General features: G+C 68.4%; 15 protein-coding genes. 12 read left to right on the top strand and 3 right to left on the bottom strand.

Annotated features, from left to right (window positions below; translation table 11 throughout):
• Positions 1 to 118: 118 nt before the first annotated feature.
• The 12 genes from GOAMR_RS15815 (at position 119) to GOAMR_RS15755 (ending at position 16,256) form a co-directional block, all read left to right on the top strand.
• Positions 119 to 406: a hypothetical protein gene (locus GOAMR_RS15815; RefSeq protein ID WP_005189963.1), complete on the top strand. Its 288-nt coding sequence runs from the start codon at positions 119 to 121 to the stop codon at positions 404 to 406.
• Positions 407 to 495: 89 nt separating this feature from the next.
• Positions 496 to 3,246: a DNA polymerase I gene (gene polA / locus GOAMR_RS15810; protein WP_040515512.1), complete on the top strand. Its 2,751-nt coding sequence runs from the start codon at positions 496 to 498 to the stop codon at positions 3,244 to 3,246.
• Positions 3,246 to 4,343 (top strand): isocitrate/isopropylmalate dehydrogenase family protein, encoded by a 1,098-nt coding sequence (locus GOAMR_RS15805; RefSeq protein WP_005189958.1) that lies wholly within the window; start codon positions 3,246 to 3,248, stop codon positions 4,341 to 4,343. The genes polA and GOAMR_RS15805 overlap by 1 nt, the downstream gene beginning before the upstream one ends.
• A gap of 120 nt (positions 4,344 to 4,463) precedes the next feature.
• The gene (locus tag GOAMR_RS15800) at positions 4,464 to 5,387 is read left to right on the top strand and encodes an ABC transporter substrate-binding protein (RefSeq protein ID WP_005189955.1); all 924 of its coding nucleotides are present in this window, start codon (positions 4,464 to 4,466) and stop codon (positions 5,385 to 5,387) included.
• Between the two features lie 3 nt (positions 5,388 to 5,390).
• Positions 5,391 to 6,401: an amino acid ABC transporter permease gene (locus GOAMR_RS15795; RefSeq protein ID WP_005189952.1), complete on the top strand. Its 1,011-nt coding sequence runs from the start codon at positions 5,391 to 5,393 to the stop codon at positions 6,399 to 6,401.
• Positions 6,402 to 6,448: 47 nt separating this feature from the next.
• Positions 6,449 to 7,201: an amino acid ABC transporter ATP-binding protein gene (locus tag GOAMR_RS15790; RefSeq protein WP_040515532.1), complete on the top strand. Its 753-nt coding sequence runs from the start codon at positions 6,449 to 6,451 to the stop codon at positions 7,199 to 7,201.
• Between the two features lie 156 nt (positions 7,202 to 7,357).
• Positions 7,358 to 9,745 carry a bifunctional serine/threonine-protein kinase/ABC transporter substrate-binding protein gene (locus GOAMR_RS23740; protein ID WP_138943768.1) on the top strand — a complete coding sequence of 796 codons (2,388 nt, stop codon included), beginning with the start codon at positions 7,358 to 7,360 and terminating at the stop codon, positions 9,743 to 9,745.
• A 76-nt stretch (positions 9,746 to 9,821) separates the two neighbouring features.
• Positions 9,822 to 10,850 carry an alpha/beta hydrolase gene (locus GOAMR_RS15775; RefSeq protein WP_005189943.1) on the top strand — a complete coding sequence of 343 codons (1,029 nt, stop codon included), beginning with the start codon at positions 9,822 to 9,824 and terminating at the stop codon, positions 10,848 to 10,850.
• 150 nt (positions 10,851 to 11,000) lie between these two features.
• On the top strand, positions 11,001 to 13,469 hold the full coding sequence (locus GOAMR_RS15770) for an AMP-binding protein (protein WP_244427431.1): 2,469 nt from the start codon (positions 11,001 to 11,003) through the stop codon (positions 13,467 to 13,469).
• The gene (locus GOAMR_RS25640) at positions 13,466 to 14,440 is read left to right on the top strand and encodes a glycosyltransferase (protein WP_005189938.1); all 975 of its coding nucleotides are present in this window, start codon (positions 13,466 to 13,468) and stop codon (positions 14,438 to 14,440) included. The genes GOAMR_RS15770 and GOAMR_RS25640 overlap by 4 nt, the downstream gene beginning before the upstream one ends.
• Entirely contained in the window at positions 14,437 to 15,342 is a 906-nt protein-coding gene (locus GOAMR_RS25635; protein ID WP_005189935.1) for a glycosyltransferase family 2 protein, read from the top strand. Before GOAMR_RS25640 ends, GOAMR_RS25635 begins: the two co-directional genes overlap by 4 nt.
• Positions 15,342 to 16,256, top strand: coding sequence for a glycosyltransferase family 2 protein (locus GOAMR_RS15755; RefSeq protein ID WP_005189933.1), 915 nt, complete (start codon positions 15,342 to 15,344; stop codon positions 16,254 to 16,256). Before GOAMR_RS25635 ends, GOAMR_RS15755 begins: the two co-directional genes overlap by 1 nt.
• 8 nt (positions 16,257 to 16,264) lie before the next feature.
• Here the strand turns inward: GOAMR_RS15755 and GOAMR_RS15750 are convergent, their stop codons facing one another.
• The 3 genes from GOAMR_RS15750 to GOAMR_RS15740 are packed head-to-tail and all read right to left on the bottom strand — an operon-like array spanning position 16,265 to position 19,055.
• Positions 16,265 to 17,182 (bottom strand): ABC transporter permease, encoded by a 918-nt coding sequence (locus GOAMR_RS15750; RefSeq protein WP_005189930.1) that lies wholly within the window; start codon positions 17,180 to 17,182, stop codon positions 16,265 to 16,267.
• Positions 17,179 to 18,027 carry an ABC transporter permease gene (locus GOAMR_RS15745; RefSeq protein WP_005189927.1) on the bottom strand — a complete coding sequence of 283 codons (849 nt, stop codon included), beginning with the start codon at positions 18,025 to 18,027 and terminating at the stop codon, positions 17,179 to 17,181. Before GOAMR_RS15745 ends, GOAMR_RS15750 begins: the two co-directional genes overlap by 4 nt.
• Entirely contained in the window at positions 18,024 to 19,055 is a 1,032-nt protein-coding gene (locus GOAMR_RS15740; RefSeq protein WP_005189924.1) for a daunorubicin/doxorubicin resistance ABC transporter ATP-binding protein DrrA, read from the bottom strand. The genes GOAMR_RS15745 and GOAMR_RS15740 overlap by 4 nt, the downstream gene beginning before the upstream one ends.
• Positions 19,056 to 19,135 lie beyond the last annotated feature (80 nt).

Genomic DNA, 19,135 nt, shown 5'->3' with positions numbered 1-19,135 from the left:
TCTCCCAGGAATTCACTGCGTTCGGCATCGGTGGCCCGGGCCCAACGGCCCTCCACCGGTGCCCGCCGCGGGAGAACACTGAGACGTGCGCAAACCGCACTCATCAGGAGAGACGACGATGACCATCACCGCACGTGATAACCACACCGTTCAACCGCTGGCCGCGCTCGGCGCGTTCATTGCGATGATCGGATTCTTCGCGGCCCCGTTCGCTGTGACCGCCCTGGCTTTCGGGGAGTCCACCTCGGCGTTGATCGCCGCGGCTATCGCAGTCGTGGGGCTCGTCACCGGTGGGGCGCTCATCACCAAGACCACCCGGGCCCTGCATCACCTGGCACTGGTCCCGGACGTCACCGACGACGAGGCCGCCGCGTACCGCAGGCTCCATCCGCACCCGGTCGCCTGATTCGGCACCGCACACAGACCATCCCCCATAGCGCAGCCCGTCGGAGACACAGTCCCGGCGGGCTGTTGGCTATCACTAGACTGGTCCGGGTGAGTCCCGCCAAGAGTGCCGCACCCGCCCAGAGTCCGTCCGCCCGCGCCAGGTCGGGGAAACCGGTTCTGATGTTGCTCGACGGTCATTCGCTGGCCTACCGGGCCTTTTTCGCGTTGCCGGCCGAGAACTTCAAGACGGCCACGGGACAGACCACCAACGCCGTCTACGGCTTCACCTCGATGCTCATCAACCTGCTGCGTGATGAGGAACCCACCCACATCGCCGCCGCTTTTGACGTCTCGCGCAAGACGTTCCGTTCCGAACTGTTCCCCGAGTACAAGGCGCAGCGGTCCAAGTCGCCGGAGGAATTCGGCGGGCAGGTCGAGCTGACCAAGGACGTGCTCGGTGCGATGGGGATCCCGGTCATGGCCATCGACGGCTACGAGGCCGACGACATCATCGCCACTCTCGCCACCCAGGCGGAGGAACGCGGCTTCGATGTCCTGGTCGTCACCGGCGACCGGGACTCGCTGCAGCTCGTCGACGACGCGGTCACCGTGCTCTACCCCAAACGGGGGGTCTCGGAACTGACCCGCTTCACCCCGGAGGAGGTGGAGAAGAAGTACGGCGTCACCCCGACCCAGTACCCGGATATCGCGGCACTGCGCGGAGACAGCAGCGACAATCTGCCCGGTGTGCCCGGTGTCGGCGACAAGACCGCCGCCAAGTGGATCCGTCAGTACGGTTCGCTGTCCGAGCTCGTCGACCACGTCGACGAGATCAAGGGCAAGGTGGGGGATTCGCTGCGCGCCAATCTCGCCTCGGTACAGACCAATCGTCATCTGACGCAACTGGTCCGCGATATGCAGTTGCCCGCCGGTCCCGACGAGCTGGCGCTGGTGGGCTGGGACCGGGAACGCATCCACGCACTCTTCGACGACCTCGAGTTCCGGGTGCTCCGCGACCGGCTCTTCAGCACGCTGTCATCGGTCGAGCCGGAGGCCGAGTCGGGATTCGACCTCGACGGGTCGATTCTCGGCGAGGGTGAGGTCGCCGGCTGGCTCGACGCCCATGCCCGCACCGGTCGCACCGGTATCTCGGTGTCGGCGCCCCGGCGCGTGGTCGACGCCGACCCGTCCGGAATCGCGATCGCGGCGGCCGACGGTTCGTCGGCATATATCGCGATCCCGACGATCGCGCAGGCCGACGAGGAGGCGCTCGCCCACTGGCTCGCCGACGGGGAGCTGACCAAGGCGTGCCACGACGCGAAGTGGGCGATCCACGCGCTGCGGGTGCGGGGCTGGACGCTGCGCGGCGTCACCAGCGACACCGCGCTCGCCGCCTACCTGGTGCGTCCCGGTCAGCGCAGCTTCGATCTCGATGACCTGTCGCTGCGCTATCTGCGCCGCGAGCTCAAGGCCGACGGCCCGGAGGGAGACGGGCAGCTGTCGCTGCTCGACGCCGAAGGGGAAGACGAGGCCAAGGCGTTCGAACATCAGATGCTCGAGGCGCGTGCGGTGGCCGAACTGGCCGACGCGCTCGACACCGAACTCGACCGGATCGATTCGCGGTCACTGCTCACCGACATGGAATTGCCGCTGACGTTTGTGCTCGCCGATCTGGAGGCGGCCGGAATCGCGGTGGATATCAACCATTTCCGGGAGCTGGAGCAGCAGTTCGCCGACCGGGTCCGCACCGCCGCCGACGCCGCCTACGAGGTGATCGGGGAGCAGATCAACCTGGGCTCGCCCAAACAGCTGCAGGCGGTGCTGTTCGAGAAGCTCGACATGCCCAAGACCAAGAAGACCAAGACGGGCTACACCACCGACGCCGACGCGCTGCAGGGGCTGTACGAGAAGACCGAGCACCCGTTCCTCGCGCACCTGCTCGAACACCGCGACGCCACCCGGCTGCGTGTCACCGTCGAGGGCCTGCTCAAATCGGTCGCCGACGACGACCGCATCCACACCACCTTCAACCAGACGGTCGCCGCGACCGGACGGTTGTCGTCGACCGATCCCAACCTGCAGAACATCCCGGTCCGCACCGAGGCGGGCAGGCAGATCCGGCACGGATTCGTGGTCGGCGGTGCGGCCTCAGGGCCGGGGTTCGAGACACTGATGACCGCCGACTACAGCCAGATCGAGATGCGGATCATGGCGCATCTGTCGGGCGACGAGGGCCTGATCGAGGCCTTCAACACCGGCGAGGATCTGCACAACTTCGTCGGCTCGCGTGCGTTCGGGGTGCCGATCGACGAGGTGACGACCGAGATGCGGCACCGTGTCAAGGCCATGTCGTACGGACTTGCATACGGCCTCAGTGCTTTCGGTCTCGCCGCGCAGCTCAAGATCAGCCGCGAGGAGGCCAAGGCGCAGATGGATCAGTACTTCGCCCGGTTCGGCGGGGTCCGGGACTATCTGCATCATGTGGTCGACGAGGCCCGCACCAATGAGTACACGGCAACGCTGTTCGGCCGCCGCCGGTACCTGCCCGACCTCAACAGCGACAATTGGCAGCGCAGGCAGTCCGCCGAACGTATGGCCCTCAATGCGCCCATCCAGGGCACCGCCGCCGACATCATCAAGGTCGCGATGATCAATGTCCACAAACGTATTGCGGCCGAAGGTCTGTCGTCGCGGATGTTGCTGCAGGTGCACGACGAACTCGTCGTGGAGGTCGCCGCCGGTGAGCGCGACGCCGTCGAGAAGCTGGTGCGCGAGGAGATGGGGTCGGCCATCACCCTGTCGGTGCCGCTGGAGGTGTCGGTGGGCTTCGGCCGCTCCTGGGACGACGCGGCCCACTGATGCCGGTGAACGAACCATCCACCGGGGCAACGGCTCTGGCTATCGGGGTGATGCACGGCGACGGTATCGGACCGGAGATCGTGCCCGCCGCGGTGGCCGTCGCCGATGCCGCAGCGGCCCGTGCCGGGTTCGGGATCGAGTGGCGGGAACTGCCTTTCGGTGCTTCCGCGATCGGCACCCACGGCACGCCGATCCCCGGCGAGACGCTCGATGCGCTGTCAGGTCTGGATCTGTGGGTGCTCGGCCCCCACGACTCGGCCGCGTATCCGGTGGAGTTCGCCGGTGACCTCACCCCGGGCGGGGTGATCCGCAAACGCTTCGACCTGTACGCCAACCTGCGGCCCTCCCGCGCACTGCCCGGGGTCGCGGCCACCGCTCCCGGTATCGACATCCTGATCGCGAGGGAGAACTCGGAGGGGCTGTACGCCGACCGCAACATGGCCGTCGGCAGCGGTGAGTTCATGCCCACCCCCGACATCGCCCTGTCGGTGGGGGTGATCACGCGTGCCGCGACGCAGCGCATTGCCCACGAGGCGTTCCGGGCCGCACAGAGCCGATCGAAGCACGTGACCATCGTGCACAAGGCCAACGTGCTGCGCCTGACCACCGGATTGTTCCGCGACGTCTGCCGCGAGGTGGCCGCCGACTACCCGGACGTGCGGGTCGATGACTTCCACGTCGACGCGATGGCGGCGATGCTGGTGCGCCTGCCGGAACAGTTCGACGTCGTGGTCACCGAGAACCTGTTCGGCGACATCCTGTCCGACCTGGCCGGCGAACTCGCCGGTTCACTGGGCGTGGCGGCGTCGGTGAACTGCTCGTCGCGTCAGGCGATGGCGCAGGCGGCGCACGGCGCGGCCCCGGATATCGCGGGCCGGGGGATCGCCAACCCCGTCGCCGTCATCGGGTCCACCGCGATGCTGCTGCGCTGGTACGCCCGCCGCGCCGGCAGAGCGGACGTGCGGGGCACCGCGGACCGGATCGACGCCGCGGTCGCGGCCACTCTCGCCGCGGGGGTGTGCACCCCCGATCTCGGCGGGTCGGCGACGACCGCAGTATTCACCGACCGAGTACTCGCCAACATCGCAGATTCGTAAATCTCTGGTTACTGCCCGGTACGACCCGCCCCGATGAATTAAGTTTCTCCTCAGGTGACGCGAGTGTGTCACCGGAATGGGTAGTGCCCGGAGATCGTGCGGGCCGCGAAGGGATTTGGGATGCGTTTTCACCGATCGAACCGCTCACACGGATTGCGCCTGATGGGAGTGGTCGCCGCGGCGGCCGCCGCTGTGACCGTCGTGGCCGGCTGCTCCAACGACGACGAGTCTGAGGGCACCGGCACCGACATCGGCCCCATCAGCGTCGATGTCTCCAAGGTCGACGACATCGCCGCCGGCCTTCCGCAGAAGGTCACCCAGGCGGGCAAACTCGTGGTCGGGGTGAACGTCCCGTACTCGCCCAACGAGTTCAAGAGTGACGGCAAGATCATCGGCTTCGACGTCGACGTCGTGAACGCCGTCGCCAAGGTCCTCGGCGTCACCGCCGAGTACCGTGAGGCCGACTTCGCCAAGATCATCCCCGCGGTCCAGGCAGGCACCTTCGACATGGGCATGTCGTCATTCACCGACACCAAGGAACGCGAGAAGCAGGTCGACTTCGTGACCTACTACAGCGCGGGCATCCAGTGGGCGCAGCAGAAGGACAAGGCGATCGACCCCAACAACGCGTGCGGCAAGAAGGTCGCCGTGCAGGCCGACACGATCTCGGCCACCGACGACGTACCCGGCAAGAGCAAGGCATGCACCGACGCCGGCAAGCCCGCCATCTCGATCCAGAAGTACGATTCGCAGGACGAGGCCACGAATGCGCTGGTCCTCGGCAAGGTCGACGCGATGTCGGCCGACTCGCCCGTGACCGCGTACGCGATCAAGAAGTCCAAGGGCAAGATCGAGGCCGCCGGTGACATCTTCGAATCCGCCCCGTACGGCTACCCGGTCGCCAAGAGCTCCCCGCTGGCACCCGTGCTGCAGAAGGCAGTCCAGTACCTGATCGACAACGGTCAGTTCAAGGAGATCGCCACCCACTGGGGTGTCGAGGCGGGCCTCATCGAAAAGTCCCTCATCAACGGCGCCATCAACTGACCCGTGGCTGATCTGGTGAAAGGGTCGGGTGCACCTGACCCGACGGAACCCGAGTCGCCCGGCACAGGTCCGCTCGCGACCGGCGCCGAGCCGGATCCGATCAAGGCGGTCCCGCTGCGCCATCCGGGGCAGTGGGCCGCCGCGACGGTCATCATCGTGCTCGCCGCACTGTTCGTCTACGGTGCGGCCACCAACGACGCGTACGCGTGGGGCACCTACGGCGACTACCTGTTCGACACGCGCATCCTCAAGGGCGTCGGCTACACCCTCGCCCTGACGGTGTTGTCGATGGTCATCGCGATCGTCTTCGGTGTGGTGCTCGCGGTGATGCGGCTGTCGCCGAACAGGGTGCTGCGTTCGACGTCGTGGGTATACCTGTGGATCTTCCGCGGCACCCCGGTGTATGTACAGCTGGTGTTCTGGGGGCTGTTCCCGTCGATCTACAAGCAGATCGACCTCGGCATCCCGTTCACGGTGCAGTTCGCGCACTTCGACATCCAGGACCTCAACGCCGCGTTCACCTTCGCGATCATCGGCCTCGCGCTCAACGAATCGGCGTACATGGCCGAGATCGTCCGCGCCGGCGTGCAGTCGGTGGGTGAGGGGCAGACCGAGGCATCGGTGGCCCTGGGCATGTCGTGGTCGCAGACGATGCGCCGCACCGTACTGCCGCAGGCGATGCGCGTGATCATCCCGCCCACGGGCAACGAATTGATCAGCATGCTCAAGACCACCAGCCTGGTGACGGCGGTGCCGTTCAGTCTCGAGGTCTACGGCGCGCAGAAGGACATTGCCGGAGTCATCTTCGAACCCATCCCGCTGCTGCTGGTCGCCTCCACCTGGTACCTCGTCGTCACGAGCATCCTGATGGTCGGGCAGTTCTATCTGGAGCGGTACTACGCGAAAGGGGCGAGCAGGCAGTTGACCGCACGCCAACTCAAAGCACTCGCCGACGCCCAGAGCGAGGCGGCCAAGGCCGAAACCGCGGCCGGCAGTGAGGGAGGTGCCGGGTGACCGCGACGGATCTGACCAAGGGCGAAGCGCCGCAACCGGAACGGCCGATGGTGCTCGCCGAGCAGGTGTGCAAGAACTTCGGTTCGCTCAAGGTGCTCAGGGGCATCTCGCTGGAGGTCAAACGCGGTGAGGTGATGTGTCTGATCGGGCCGTCGGGCTCGGGCAAGTCCACCTTCCTGCGGTGTGTCAACCACCTCGAGGTGGTCAACGCGGGCCGGCTCTACGTCGACGGCGATCTCATCGGCTATCGCGAGCGTGGCGGCAAACTCCACGAGATGAGCTCCAAGGACGCGGCGAAACAGCGCCGGGACATCGGCATGGTGTTCCAGCATTTCAATCTGTTCCCGCACCGCACGGCGCTGGAGAACGTCATCGAGGCGCCTATCCAGGTCAAGCGCAAGAGCAAGGCCGACGCCCTGGAGCGGGCACGGTATCTGCTCGACCGGGTGGGGCTGGCGGGCAAGGCCGACACCTACCCCGCCCAGCTTTCGGGTGGTCAGCAGCAGCGGGTGGCCATCGCCCGCGCGCTGGCGATGGATCCCAAGCTGATGTTGTTCGACGAACCCACCTCGGCGCTCGACCCGGAACTCGTCGGCGAGGTGCTCGGTGTGATGCGTGAGCTGGCCGCCACCGGCATGACGATGCTGGTGGTCACCCACGAGATGGGTTTCGCCCGGGAGGTTGCCGACCAGCTCGTGTTCATGGACGGTGGCGTCGTCGTCGAAAGCGGGAATCCCCGTGAGGTGCTGGCCAATCCGCAGCACGAACGGACCCGCGGCTTCCTGTCCAAGTTGTTGTAGATCGGTTTGCCGTAGCCCGGGCCGCGGTCCGGCGGTATCCATTCGTTCGGATGCCGCCGGATCGCGCCGCGTGCGCGGTCAGACGATAGGGTACGGCTGAATACTTTGCTCGGTGAACGACCGCCGGCGCGGGCGTCATGGGTGTGGAGGTGAGACGTGAGCTTGAACCCGGGATCCGCATTCGCGGGCTATCGTGTGGTCCGGTCGCTCGGCAAGGGCGGCATGGGGGAGGTCTACCTGGTCCAGCATCCGCACCTCGGCCGCCTCGAAGCACTCAAACTCATCTCGATCGGACAGAGCGGCCCCGAGTTTGAGCAGCGGTTCATCCGTGAGGCACGCACCGCCGCCGCACTCAAGCATCAGGGCATCGTCACCATCTACCACTACGGGGTGGAAACCGGGGCGAGTGGAGCGACGGGGAGCACGCCGTGGTTCACGATGGACTACGTCGAGGGCACCGATCTGGCGTCCCGGACGGACCTGTCGCCCGCCGAACTCGCCGAGGTGATCTCCCGGGCCGCCGACGCGCTCGACTACGCGCACAAACGTGATGTGGTGCACCGCGACGTGAAGCCGGCCAACCTCATGTTCACCCGCGATGACGAGACCGGCGCACTCGACCGGGTGGTGTTACTGGACTTCGGGATCGCCCGGATCATCTCCGATTCGCGGCTCACCGCCACGTCGGCCTTCATCGGCACCATCATGTACTCGGCGCCCGAGGTGCTGGTGGGGGCACCGGCCAGCGGCCGTAGCGATCAGTACTCGCTGGCGGCCACCGCGTTCGAACTCCTCACCGGCCGCCCACCGTTCGCCGCCGAGCACCCGGCCGCGCTGATCTCGGCGCATCTGCATTCGCCGCCGCCGAGGCCGTCGCAGGTCGCCGCCGGACTCGCCCCCGCCGACGACGTCCTGCTGCGCGGCCTGGCCAAGGATCCCGCCGACCGTTACGGTTCCTGCGGCGAGTTCGCCCGCGCCCTGCGGTCCGCGCTCGCGGATGCGACCACCGGCGAACGGCTTCCTGTCGCACCGGCGCCGGCCGTCGGCGCCGACGATGCGGCGACCAACCGGACCGACCTCTCGTCCCCGGACGCGGTCACCGAAACGGTGAACCCCCCGGAATCCGCTGTGTCCCCGGAACCCGCTGTGTCCCCGGAACCGGCGGTTTCTCCGGCACCTCAGCCACTGGCCGCACCACCCTCTCAGGGGCCGCCGGGAGCGAAGCCCCAGGCTGCGCCCGAGCCCTCGCCACCCCCTCGGCAGGAGAAGAAGCGCCGCGGCAAGGGCCTGCTGATCGCGCTAGCAGCTCTGGTGGTGGTCGTGGCGCTTGCCGCGGTGCTGGCGCTGACCGTCTTCAAGTCCGACGCCAAGGGCGGCGGTGGCGGCGGTGAACAGACCGAGGTGGCCGGTCCGACGGAGATCGACCGCTCGACCGTGCCCGCGGGCACGGTGATGCCCTTGGCCCAGATCGGCGCGGACGGTGTGCCGGTGGCTCATTCGCCGGGCAGTGGACTGCGTGCGAAGGGATCGGGTGAGGCCGTCTGCGGGCCGAAGACCATCGCGTGGCTCGGGCCGCTGAGCCGGGAACGTGCCGAACGTGCCGGTGGCAGCCGCAACGGCGTGGCGATGGCGGTGCGCGAACACAACGGCAACAATCCGGACTGCCAGGTCACCGTCCGCGAATACGACACCGAGGGTTCGCCGGAGAAGGCCCGGCAGCTCGCCACGACGATCACCGCGGACAGTTCGGTCATCGGCGTCGTCGGACCGTGGACATCGGGCGAGGTGCGCGCGGCCGGGCCGGTCCTGAACAAGGCGGGCCTGACGTTCACCAGCCCGTCGGCCACCGACCCGACGATGGGCCGCAACCTGGGCTGGAAAACGTTCTTCCGCGGCACGGTCAACGACCGTCAGGTCGGGGTCTCGATCGCCAACTATCTGACGGGCGAACGGGGACTGTCCAAGATCTGTGTGATCGGCAACGATTCGTCGGACGCCCGGGACCTGGCGCCGACGGTGGCGTCGACACTGAAGTCGGCGACCGCACCAGGTTGCACGCTGACCGTCACCCGCGGTGCCCAGGATTTCAGCGAGCAGGTGGCGACGGTGCAGCAGGTGGGTGCCGACGCCGTGTTCTACGCCGGTGAGTGGATGGAGGCGGCGCCGCTCGTGCGGCAGCTACGTGCCGCGGGTGTGACCGTCCCGTTCATCGCGGGCGCCGACCGCGTCTTCAGTACGCAGTTCTCCTCGATCGCCGGGACCGCCGCGTCGCGGTCGTTGCTGGTGTGTGCGTGTGGCCCGACGTCCGGCCAGTTCTCCACCGAGTACCGGGAGCGGTACGGCCAGGCCCCGGTCACCTTTGCCGCTGAGGCCTATGACCTGACCGCGATCATGCTCAAGGCGATCGACTCGGGCGTCGACAGCCGGACCGGGATGACCGCGTACTTCCGGGACTACCGTGGAAACGGCATGGCCCGCACATACCAGTGGGATGCCGACGGCTACCTGACGACGACACTGCCGTGGGTATACGAGGTGGCCTGACGCACGGTTCGCCGGTGGTTCCCGCCTGAGAGGTCGGGCACCGGCCGTCGAGTGCCAAGTGTAGGCTGCCCTTACTATGCTGCCTGTTGCCTGGTTCCCGTCGCGTGCCGTCCGTCTGTCCGTCGCCGTGGTGCTCGGCGCCCTGATCGCGCTGCTCACCGCGACGTCGTTCGTCATCCCGGCGGCCGGAGCCGACCCCCGAACCGATGGGCAGCTGCATTCGCTGCGCCACCTGCGCGACAACCTCTGGGAGGCCACGGCCTACTCGACCGCGATGGATACCGAGATCCCGCTGCACATCATCCGGCCGGCCGGCGGTGGCGCCGGGGCGCCGACGTTCTACCTGCTCAACGGTGCCGGCGGCGGCGAGGACGGGGCCAACTGGCTGGCGCAGACCGACGCGATGAAGTTCTTCGCCGACAAGAACGTCAATGTGGTGATCCCCGAGAAGGGGATCGGTAGCTACTACACCGACTGGATCGCCCGCGACCCGGCGATCGGGAAGCCGATGTGGCAGACGTTCCTGACCACCGAACTGCCGCGCGCGGTCAACACGTCACTGCGCACCAACGGGGTCAATGCCATCGGCGGGATGTCGATGTCGGCCACCTCCGTGCTCAACCTCGCGATCGTCGCGCCGACACTGTACAAGGGAGTCGCCTCCTACAGCGGCTGCGCGCGCACCAGCACCCTTGAGGGCTACTCGGTCATCCGCGGCACCGTGTACGTCGCCAACAAGGCCAACGTCGACAACATGTGGGGACCGTTCGGGTCGCCGCTGTGGACCACATACGACCCGTACGTCAACGCGGCCCGATTGCGGGGACTGACGCTGTACCTGTCGAGTGGCAACGGGATGGCCGGAAAGTACGACAAGCCGGGGCTGCAGGCGCCGGGAGCGCCGACCCTCGGGGAACAGGTCGTCGTCGGTGGTGCCCTGGAGGCCGCGGCGCACACCTGCACGACGGCGATGGCGGGCCGGCTGCGGCAGCTGCGGATCCCGGCGACCGTCCACCTATCGCGCAAGGGCACTCACTCTTGGGGTTACTGGCAGGACGAACTGCACCGGTCCTGGCCGACGATCGCCACCTCCTTGCGTCGCTGAACGGTGGTGATGATGGAGCCCGAGCACACCCGGACGCACCCGCGGCACGCAGTGCCCGAGACCTGCGATTCACGTGAAGATCGCTCACTCGCAACGGAATCCACGTTCGTGGCGGGATGGCGGAGGACCGCCGCCGAACGTGGTGACGCGGTGGCCGTCCAGACCCCGGACGAGTCGGTGACCTACCGGCAGGCCCTCATGGTCGTCGAGGAACGGGCCCTGGTGCTCGGGGCGGCGGTGCGCGACCGATCACGGCCGATCGCGGTAGACGTCGAATCCGACGTCGAATCGGTCCTGTCGATTCTCGCGGTGCTGTGTTCGGGACATCCGGTGATCGTGCTCGATCCGTTCCTGCCCGACGCCCGCCGTGACCACATCCTCGGAGTATCGGGCGCATACCGGCTCACCGCCGACGATCTGGACACACCGGTTCCGGACGGCGTCGAAATCGCCGAGCCCGGCCCGGATGATCCGGCGGTACTGATCTTCACGTCAGGATCGACCGGTGCGCCGAAGGGCGTCGTGCATGGGCAGCGGGCCTGGGTCAACCAGGCCGCCGACGGCCGGGCGTTCATGGGATTGGGTCCCGGCGACCGGGCGGCGACTCTGCTGCCGCTCAGCTTCGGCGCCGGATTCGACTGCCTGGTCATGACGATGCTCAACGGATCGCGGTTGCTGCTGTGGGACGTGCGGCGGCGCGGTACCGACGGCCTGCGGGACTGGCTGGCCACCGAGCGCGCCACCACGGCGCATTGCACGCCGTCGCTGCTGCGCTCGTGGCTTTCCCCGGAGACCTCCGCCGTCGGTTCGCTCCGGCTCCTGTCCACATGCGGGGAGTCGGTGTACCGCGGCGATGTCGAACGCGTCCGTGCCGGGCTCATGCCCGACGGTGTCTTCTGCAGCTGGTCCGGTTCGTCGGAAGCCGGGAATCTGGCTTTCAATCCCTTTCCCGCCGAACGTGAACTGCCCGCCGGGGTGATCCCGGTGGGCACCCCGGCATCGGACAAGCACGTCCGGATCGTCGGTGACGACGGCGCGGATGTCCCGGCCGGGGAGGCGGGTGAGGTGATCATCGAGTCGGCGCATCTTGCCCTCCGTTACCACGACGCACCCGACCTCACCGACGCCCGGTTCACCGACCTCGGTGCGGGCCGGAAGCGTTACCGGACAGGAGATCTCGGCAGGTTCGACCAGCTAGGTCAGCTGCACCTGCTCGGCCGCGGAGACGACGCGATCAAGATCCGCGGGTACCTCGTCGAACCGGTGGAGGTGGAGTCGGCGATCCGCGCACTGCCGTGGACCGCCGACGCCGTGGTGACCGCCGACCGCGGCCAGGGGCGGCTCACCGCGTATATCGCCGTCAACCCCGGCACGTGGTCGCCCGCGCCGGTGGAGATCCGGCGCGAACTGGCGAAGATGCTGTCGCCCTGGATGATCCCGCGTGACATTGTCGTCATCGCCGAACTGCCGCGCACCGAACGCGGCAAGGTCGACCGCGCCGCCCTGCCCGCCGCCCCCGGACGGACGATCGAACCGATGCGGGGCCTCACCGAAGCCAACCTGGAGATCCTGTGGCTCGAGGTTCTGGCCCTGGACGCGGTGGGGCGCACTGAGGATTTCCTCGCTCTCGGCGGCGATTCACTCGCCGCCGCCACCTTGCTGGCGCGGGTGCGTGAGCGCTGGTTCGTCGATATCCCGACCGCCGAGTTCGCCGAGGAACCCACCATCGCCGGCCTCGGCCGGCTCCTGGATGAGGCGAACCGCGAACGCGCCCGGACCGACGCCGCCGGCACCGTCGTGGAACTGCGCGGCGGGGAAGGGCGGCCGATGTTCATCGCCGCGGGCGCGGGTGCCCCGGCGGTGAGTCTGCTGCCCCTCGTGCGCGAGCTGGGCGGGGACTTTCCGGTGTACGGCCTGCAGGCGCACGGACTCGAACGCCGGGGGCGTGCCGATCGCACCATCAGGGCCGCCGCGCGGCGCGCGATACGTGACATCCGCAGGATTGCGCCCGACGGGCCGTACCGGCTGGCCGGCTACTCCTACGGCGGCTTCGTGATGCTGGAGGCCGCGGCGAGACTTGTCGACGGTGGAGCCCGGTGCGATGCGGTGATCCTTCTCGACGCGCTGTTCGAGCCGGAACTGCTCGACCGGATATGCGGTGGGCGGCATCCCGAGTTGTCGGGGGCCGGTGATCGGGTGGCGCTCCCGGACCGCACCGGCGTGACCGCGGACACGTCGGAACGGCCGAACGAGGACCCGGCGCCGGCGGATCGGTTGGCCGCGCTGCGGTCCCGTGTGCTCATGCGGACGCTGGTGGCCACGGCGGGACTGGTCACCCTGCCCACCGCGACGCAGTGGACGGTGTTCTGGGACCTGGGCCGGCAACTCATCCGCCGGCACCGTCCGGCGATCTACCGTGGGCCGGTGGTGCTGGTGCGGGCGGCTTCGAGTCCCGCGAACGTAGCGGCATGGAGCCGCCTGGTCACCGGTGGGACGACCGTTGTTCCTGTTGCCGGGGACCATCATTCGATGCTGCGGACGCCACTGGTCGCCGAGACCGCTGCCGCGATCGACGCCGTCGTCACCCCCGGTGGCCCGGCGCGGGAGCGGAACCGATGACCGGCCCGGTGGTCGCGGTCGTCGCCGCGTTCGAACCGGATGGGGAACTGCTCGAGGTGGTCGAACGGGCGCTGGCGCAGTGTGATTCGGCGATAGTCGTCGACGACGGTTCCCCGTCGCGGTCGGCCGCTGCGGAGCGGGGGGTCCGCGAGGTGCTCGACGCGTGTGCGGTCGCGGGTGCGACGGTGATCGAACAGCCGCGGAACCAGGGCATCGCGTGCGCGCTGAATACCGGAATCCGGGAGGCCCGCCGCCTCGGTGGCCGGTACGTACTCACCCTCGACCAGGACACCCACATCGAATCCGGTTATGTGACAAAGGCACTGAATCACCTGACGCTGGCCGGGTCGGTGGGCGTCGAGGCGGCGATGGTGTCGCCGAGTCTGATCAACGACGACGTCGCCCCGTTCTGGTTCGCCGACAAGGGCCTGACCCTGGCCTTCGAACCTATCCAGTCGGGCTTGCTGATCCCGTGCACGGTCTTCGACACGATCGGGCTGTTCGAAGAAGACCTGTTCATCGACTGCGTGGAGACCGAGTTCTACCTGCGCGCCCGGGCCCACGGCATGTCGGCGCTGGTGGTTCCCGGCACCCGGATCCGGCACCGGCTGGGCCGCACCGCGTCGTGGGAGCCGCCGTGGCCGTTACGTCCGATCCTGCTGCGCGGGAGGGGATCCGGGGCGACGATCGAGTTCACCGAACATCCGCCGTCCCGCAACTACTACATCTCCCGTAACCGGCTCGTCCTGTACCGGCGGTATGCGCGCGCCGAGCCGCTGTGGTGTGTGGTGTCCATCGCCAAGGACACGTTGATCCGGGGCCGGGCGATGCTCATCGGCACTCAGCGCCCCGCGCGGATCAGGCTGTCGGTGGCGGGCGTGCGCGCGGCGCTGGCGGGGGATACGGGGAAGATTCCGGACGGCCTCGTCCGGCGGCGCGGGCATCCGCGGTCGGTGGGCGGTTCGGCATGACGGTGTCCGCCGCCCCGCCTCGAGTCCCGGCCTCGGTGTCGGTGGTCATCGCCGCGCACAACGCCGCCGGCACGCTCGGCGCGCAGCTCGAAGCGCTGCGCGCGCAGGACTATCCGGGCCGGTTCGAGGTGATCGTGGCCGACAACGGGTCGACCGACGCAGTGGCGGGCTATCTCGCCCGGCATGAGGCACGCGAGCGCCTCCGCCTGCGGTGTGTGGACGCCTCCGGACGGCCCGGGGCGGCTCACGCCCGGAACATCGGAATATCCTCGGCGACAGGTGATCTCGTCGCCTTCTGTGATGCCGATGACGTTGTCCGGCCGGGCTGGCTGAGAAACCTGGTCGCGGCCGCGGGACACTGCAGCCTGGTCACCGGTGCGGTGGAGACCCGCACCCTCAACTCGGAGACCGTACGCCGGTGGATGCCGATGCCGCCGCCGGACCGGCCGCTGGAGGTGCCGGGTTTCCTGCGGGCCGCAATGGCCGCGAACATGGCGTGCTGGGCCGATGCGCTGAGGAAGGTGGGAGGGTTCGACGAGTCGTACCGGAACGGCTACGAGGACGCGGATCTGGCGTTGCGCGTGCAATTGTCCGGCGGCACCGTCGGACACTGCGCGGACGCGCTGATCGCGTACCGGCTGCGCGACACCACCGCCGCATTGTGGCGGCAGTCGCTGACCTACGGAAAGGGCAGCGTGCAGTTGTATGCCGACTACCGTCCGTACGGCATGCCCCGGCGGTCCGCGAGCGACCTCATCCAGACACTGGCCCTGGTGATTCTCGGAAATCCGCTGGTACCGGAACGTATGTCGCAGGTGTCCCGCGGTCTGTGGCTGTTCCACGCCGGGCACCTCGCCGGACGGGTGGCCGGCAGCGTCCACCACAGATGCTGGTACATCTGATGGCCTCGCAACCCGCGTCTGCGGGCCGCCGCCCGCCTCCCGAACTGGTGTCGGTGGTGATCGCGGTCCACAACGGAACGGACCTGCTCGGCGACCAGCTCGACGCGCTCGTGGCCCAGACCTACGCGGGTGACATGGAGGTGATCGTCGCCGACAACCGCTCCACCGACGGGCTGAGCGAGTTCCTGCGGCGGTACCCGGATGCGGACGCACTGCGCCTGCGCCGGGTCGACGCGTCGGAGCGGGCCGGTGCCGGTTACGCGCGCAACACGGGCGTCGCGGAATCGGCGGGGGACTTCATCGCGTTCTGCGACCACGACGATCGAGTGCACCCGGGCTGGCTGGAATGCCTGACCGCCCTCGCACCCGAGCACGCCGCGGTCGGTGGCGGCCTGGAGACCGCGACCCTGAATTCGGCCGACGTGCGACGTTGGCGGCAGCTGCTGCCGCCCGACGTACCCAACGGCTTCCCCGGCTTCCTGCGGTGGTCTCCCACCTGCAATCTGGGGATCTGGCGGGACGCCTTCGACGGTGTCGGCGGATTCGACCTCGCCTACGCCGAAGGCGGGGAGGACGCCGATCTGACATTCCGGGTACAGCTGGCGGGCGGCTCGTTGGGGTTCGCCCCCGACGCGCTCATCGCCTATCGGTTGCGCGACACCCTGATCGGACTGTGGAAGCAGTCGGTCATGTTCGGGGAGGGCGACGCCCGGCTCTTCGCCGGCTACCACCGGCACGGCATGCCGCGGCGCCACTGGCTGGCGACCGTCGACGTGATCGCCTATGCGCTGATCCGCAATCCCCTGCTTCCCACCTGGTTGACCAGGGCGCCGCGCGGGGCGTGGGTGTTCCACACCGGCAACCTCGTCGGCCGCGTCAAAGGCAGCCTCAGGCACCGCTGCTTCTATGTGTGAGTGCCGGCTCAGTCGTCCGTCGCCGCGCGCCGATAGCCCGCGACCGTCGGGCCGGTGAACAGCACCAGCAAGGCCGCCGACCAGAGCAACGTCAGCACCAGCGGCCGCCACACGGGTCCGGCATCGGCGAGACCGCGGATCGTGTCGATGGCGCAACTCATCGGCTGATACTCGACCACCGGCCGCAGCCACCGCGGATACGATTGCGCGGGAACGAAACCGGTGTTGAAGAACATCGCGAGATTGGTGCCCACGGCCGTCCACTCCACGACCCGCGACTCGGAGTTGCGCAGCGCGAGCGCCGTGACCATCATCGAGAACGACAACCCGAACAGCACCGCCACACCGATGACGGCGAGGTAGCCCGGCACGCCGGTGTGGATGCGGAAACCGACGATCGTGCCCACGAGCAGCACCGCGGTCACCGTCACCACGATGCGCACGGCCTCGGCGAGGAGCCGGCCGGTCATCGCCGACGCGCGATGCACCGGAAGCGTCCACATCTTGCTCAGCAGGCCGGTCTTCCGCTCCCACTGCAGACCCAGGCCGCTGATCGATGACCCCGACATCGCGCCGACCAGCGCCACCATCGGGACCATGCCGAACACATTCGATGTGCCCGAATGCTCGCTGACGGACCGGTCCAGGACCAGCCAGAACAGCAGCACCATCAGTGCCGGGAACAGCAGTGACTGGAGCAGGGTCACCGGATCCTTCGACCACCTCACCAGGATCCTTTCCGCCTGTAGGAGCGACGCCCTGGCCAGTGACCGGGCCGCGACGGCCGGAGCCGCCCGGGTGGACACCGGCACCGCGTCGCGGGCGGGGAAACGGAGCGAATCGGCGCTGTGGGCCACCGATTCGGTCAGCTCGACGAGGTCCTGGTTGCGGGAGGCCGGTCGGTGACTCCTGGTTCTGGGGCTCATAGGTACGCCCTCCGGTGTGTCTGGGCGTGGTGAGCCGCCGCGATGAACACGACGGCCAGCCCGGCCAGCCACAGCAGCGACGGCAGTGCCGAGTTCCAGCCGGGGTGACCGTCCGCCAGTTCCCGCATCAGCGTGGAGAAATGGGAGATCGGCTGGTTGCGGGCGAACGGTTGCGCCCAGTCGGGAAACCCCGATTCGGGGACGAATCCGGTGGACAGCAGCCCGAGGACCAGCTGCGGCAACACGAGCAGCTGGGAGGTCGCCTCCGCGCTGCGGGCCATCACCCCGAGGGTGTCCGCGCCGATGCCCAGGACCAGGGACACCGCGATCGCGAACACGATGAACCCGGCTGTGTCGATGACACCGCCGTTGAAGGAGAAGCCCAGCAGCGCACCGAAGGCCAGCGCGGCGCAGATGGAGAGCAGTACGCGGACGATGGTCACGCTCATGCGCGAGAGCAACGGCACCAGCGGATGCACCGGCATCGCCGTCAGCCGCCGCGTCATGCCACGCATCCTGTCCAGGGCGGCGCGCTGCGCGGCGGCGACCGCGGTGAACGCGACAGCCTGCAGCACGATGATCGGCATCAGGAACTGGGCGTAGTCGATGCCCCGCTCGGCCATGATCAACCGCAGCGGCAGGTAGAAGCCGAGCGCGAACACCAGCGGCATGGCGATCGCGATCACGAATTCGCTCTGCGACCATGCCGACCGGAGTGCTCGCGCGGTCATCGTCCGCCACTGCCGGACGAAGGCGCCGCCGGGTTCCCACACGGCGGCGTCGGCACGGTCGGGCCAGGTCAGGCGGTCCCCGCTGACCGCGGTGGCCGTGGATCTGATGCTCATCGGGTGTCGCCGGTCGCGGATGTGTCGCCGGTCAGCGTGAGGAACACATCGTCGAGCGAGGGACTGCGCAATCCCACGTCACGAAGGGCGATTCCGGCGTCGCGGGCCGCGGTGATCACCTGCCCCATCGTGTCCACCCGTTCGGGCGCGGTGAGGGTGACGGTGCCGGAGCCCGTGACCGTGCACCGGTACCCGGGGCCCAACAGGCCGGCGAGCACAGCCCGCAGCGCGGGCGCGTCGGCCTCGTCGGCGGGTGCCACCTCGCAGTAGGTGGCCCCGACACGGTCTTTCAGCGTGGCGGCGGTGCCCTCGGCGACGACCTCCCCGCGATCGATCAGGATGATGTTGTCGGCGAGCTGGTCGGCCTCATCGAGGTACTGGGTGGTCAGGAGTGTGGTGATGCCGTCGGCCCGCAATGCCGCCACCAGCGACCAGACCGCCTGGCGGCTGCGCGGATCGAGTCCGGTTGTCGGCTCGTCGAGGAAGACCACCTCGGGTCTGACGACGAGACCGCAGGCGATGTCGAGGCGCCGGCGCATGCCTCCCGAATAGGTCTGGACGGGCCGCCTACCGGCCGCCACCAGACCGAAGCGCTCGAGGAGATAGTCGGCGCGCTCACGGGCTTTCGGCCGGCACAGGCCCTGCATCCGTCCGAAGAAGATCAGGTTGTCGCGGCCGCTGAGGGTCTCGTCGAGGGCCGCGTACTGACCGGTCATCGAGATCGATGCCCGGACGCTTGCCGGGTCGGTGCGCAGATCGTGGCCGGCGATGCTCGCGGTTCCCGAATCCGGTGTGATCAGGGTTCCCAGCGTGGACACCAAGGTCGACTTGCCGGCTCCGTTGGGGCCGAGGATGCCCAGGATGCTGCCCTTCGGCACGTGGAACGAGATATCCCGGAGCGCCTCGACCTCACCGAATCGTTTGCTCAGACCCGATACCCGCACCGCGATCTCGGGTCCGGGGGGCGTCGTCGCATCCTCGGGGACGCGGGCGCCGACGGAGGTGCGGGACTGGGGCGGGGCTCCCATCGGGTGTTCCACCTTTCCATCGTATACCGTCACACAGGTAAGCCTGTGCTAACCTAGCGTGTCCTAAGTACGTCGCAGCG

Source organism: Gordonia amarae NBRC 15530 (assembly GCF_000241345.1).
Lineage (GTDB): Bacteria > Actinomycetota > Actinomycetes > Mycobacteriales > Mycobacteriaceae > Gordonia > Gordonia amarae.
The sequence above is the reverse complement of the archived record's forward strand: the minus strand, read 5'-3'. Positions and strand labels throughout refer to the sequence as shown.